Raw genomic sequence first — 2,591 nt, 5'->3', positions numbered from 1 at the left:
CAACGCCGCGGGCTTCTCGTCGTCGCCCCATTTAATGTTCTCGGGCTTCGACTCCAAGGGCGAGTGGTTCCAGCTGTTCCAGATCGGCTTCGGCGGCATTCCCGGCCGGCCGTTCGGCGATGGCCCCGACGGCCACTCGCTGTGGCCAGGCTTCACCAACGTGCCCAACGAGTTCCTTGAGCGCTACTTCCCGATGGAGATCGAGACCTACGAGACGGTTCCCGACTCCGGGGGCGCCGGCAGGTTCCGGGGCGGCAATGGCATCAAGATGACCTACCGCTTCCTGGAAAGCGGCACGATCTCGATCCACGACGACCGGTGGTTCATCCCGCCATGGGGGGTGAACGGCGGCCTGCCCGCCCTGCGCTCGAAGAAACTGTTGCACACCGCCGACGGCAAGACCATTCCGCTGCCCTCCAAGTGCGACGGCGTCAAGGTGAGCGCGGGCGACCGGCTCGACTTCATCACCTGGGGCGGCGGCGGCTGGGGCGACCCGCTGGAGCGTGATCCCGAGCTGGTGGCGCTGGAGGTCCGGCGCGCGCTTGTCAGCGTGCAGGGCGCCCAAAGCTACGGCGTGGTGGTGAGCAAGGACGGCCAGCTGGATTCGGCGGCGACCGAGGCGCTCCGCGCCGACATGCGGGCCCAGCGCAACGAGCTGCCGCTATTCAACCGCGGGCCAGACATCGAGACTCTGCGGGAGCGATGCTTGGCTGAGACGGGCCTGCCCGCTCCCGTGCCGCCGGTCTGGCGACGCACGCCCCAGGCGCTAGCCGCCGAGTAGCGAGCCATGACGTACGAGGCGCTCACCGAGAACTATGCGCGGGCCGGCTTCGGCGGACGCCTAGCCTTCGGGGCGCGACCGGCGCTGCTGATTATCGACTCCGTCGAGGCTTACGTCCGGCCGGACGCGCCGCTCTATGCTGACCAGGATGGGGCGCTGGAGAACATGGTCCGTCTTGCGGACGCGGCGCGCGAAGCCGGAGCGCCCGTCGTCTTCACCAACGTCGTCTACCAAGCGGGCGGGCTCGATGGCGGGGTCTTCTACCGCAAGGTCCCGGCGCTGAAGCTGTTCGATCAGGGTTCGGCGCTGGCCGCCTTTCCCGAGCGCCTCAAGCCGCAATCGGGCGAGATCGTCGTGAGCAAACAGTACGCCTCGGCCTTCTTCGGCACCTCGCTCGCCTCGACGCTGCGCGCGATTGGCGTCGATACCGTCGTGATGGGCGGCTACTCGACCTCGGGCTGCGTGCGCGCGAGCGCGCTCGACACCGTGCAGCACGGCTTTATCCCGTTCGTGGTCCGCGAAGCCTGCGGCGACCGCGACCCCGGCCCGCACGAGGCCAGCCTCTTCGACCTCCAGGCCAAATATGCCGAGGTCGTCGGTGTCGAGGAGGCGCTGCGCCTGATACGCGACTCGGCAAGCGCTAGGCGTCAGGCCGGAAGGCTGACGGCTGACGGCTGACGGCCGACGGTGCGTCAACATGGGAGCGGCGAACAACCCGGAGGCATGGGGCCGGAGGTCGCTTTTGCCCATAATTTCCCGCTCGCTCATCCGAATGAAGTCCTGATGATCGTGAAGTCGGCCAAGAGATCTACGGGCCTGGCGCAGTATGCGGCGGGCAGTGGCGAAGACGACCGACTTTCCGGTCCGGACGGGGACGACCTCCTCTACGGCAACTTGGGCGCCGACAGCCTCGATGGCTAGCCGGTCGCGACATTCTGCGCGGCGGTGACGGCCACGACTGGTTGTCAGGCGATCAAAGCGACGACAACCTACATGGCGGCGCCAGCGCGGACACTTTCCATACCTTCGGCGGCGCGAACCTCGACTGGGTGCCGACTTCAACCTGTAGGACGGCGATCGCGTCCTGTTGCAGGCCGGTACGACCTACACGCTGACCCAGGTCGACGCGGACACCAGCATCGATATGGACGGCGGCGGCGGAAGATCCTGGTGGTTATACGGGCATCGCACCTCACCGATGGCTGGAGCTTCGCCTAAGCGCCGTAGTCCGCGACCGTCGCGCCACGGGCACCGACGATCTCACTAAAGTGTAGACCCATTCTGGATTGGCGCGACCATGCTCGAGCGTCACCGGGTCCCAGGTCATCTGCTACGCTGCAGCGCGTCGGTGCTGGGAATAATCTCGGACGCAAACGCAAGGAGCCCGGCCTTTCGGCCGGGCTCCCGCTAAGCGTTACTCTGAACGGTCGCTGCGCTTAGGGCGCGATGTCGATGGTCGAACGACGGTTCAGCGGTTCCTTGACGCCGTCGCCGGTGGCGACCGCGGGCATGGTCTCGCCCTTCCAGTCAACCGACAGCGAGGTCTGGTTCACACCAGCGCCCACCAGAGCGTCGGCAACCGCCTTGGCGCGGCGTTCCGACAGGCGGACGTTGTAGGCCAGCGAACCGGAGGTGTCGGCGTGACCGACGACCACGACGCGGGTCGCATTGCCGTTACGTGCGTAGTTCGCGGCTTCCGTGACCACCGTCTGGGCTTCCGGCGTCAGGATGTACTGATCGAACGGGAAGTAGACGATGAACTGCCGGGCTTCCATCGCGGCCATCGGCGGCGGCGGCGGGGGCGGCGGCG

5 protein-coding genes are annotated in these 2,591 nt (G+C 67.2%); 4 read left to right on the top strand and 1 reads right to left on the bottom strand.

Annotated elements, in window-relative coordinates:
• From ACLL81_RS04505 to ACLL81_RS04490, 4 genes are all read left to right on the top strand, one after another.
• Window positions 1-781, top strand: a 781-nt coding sequence (locus tag ACLL81_RS04505) for a hydantoinase B/oxoprolinase family protein (protein WP_411287148.1), incomplete at its 5' end; no start/stop codon positions are given.
• Window positions 782-787: 6 nt separating this feature from the next.
• Entirely contained in the window at window positions 788-1,459 is a 672-nt protein-coding gene (locus tag ACLL81_RS04500; protein ID WP_411287147.1) for an isochorismatase family protein, read from the top strand.
• 45 nt (window positions 1,460-1,504) lie between these two features.
• Window positions 1,505-1,702, top strand: coding sequence for a hypothetical protein (locus tag ACLL81_RS04495; protein ID WP_411287146.1), 198 nt, complete (start codon window positions 1,505-1,507; stop codon window positions 1,700-1,702).
• Between the two features lie 11 nt (window positions 1,703-1,713).
• Window positions 1,714-1,896, top strand: a complete 183-nt coding sequence (locus tag ACLL81_RS04490) for a hypothetical protein (RefSeq protein WP_411287149.1) — start codon at window positions 1,714-1,716, stop codon at window positions 1,894-1,896.
• Between the two features lie 321 nt (window positions 1,897-2,217).
• Here the strand turns inward: ACLL81_RS04490 and ACLL81_RS04485 are convergent.
• Window positions 2,218-2,591 (bottom strand): OmpA family protein (locus tag ACLL81_RS04485; protein ID WP_411287145.1); only part of this gene is annotated, 374 nt, incomplete at its 5' end.

It is taken from the genome of Phenylobacterium sp., from assembly GCF_046590535.1.
Taxonomy (GTDB): Bacteria; Pseudomonadota; Alphaproteobacteria; order Caulobacterales; family Caulobacteraceae; genus Phenylobacterium.
The sequence above is the reverse complement of the archived record's forward strand: the minus strand, read 5'-3'. Positions and strand labels throughout refer to the sequence as shown.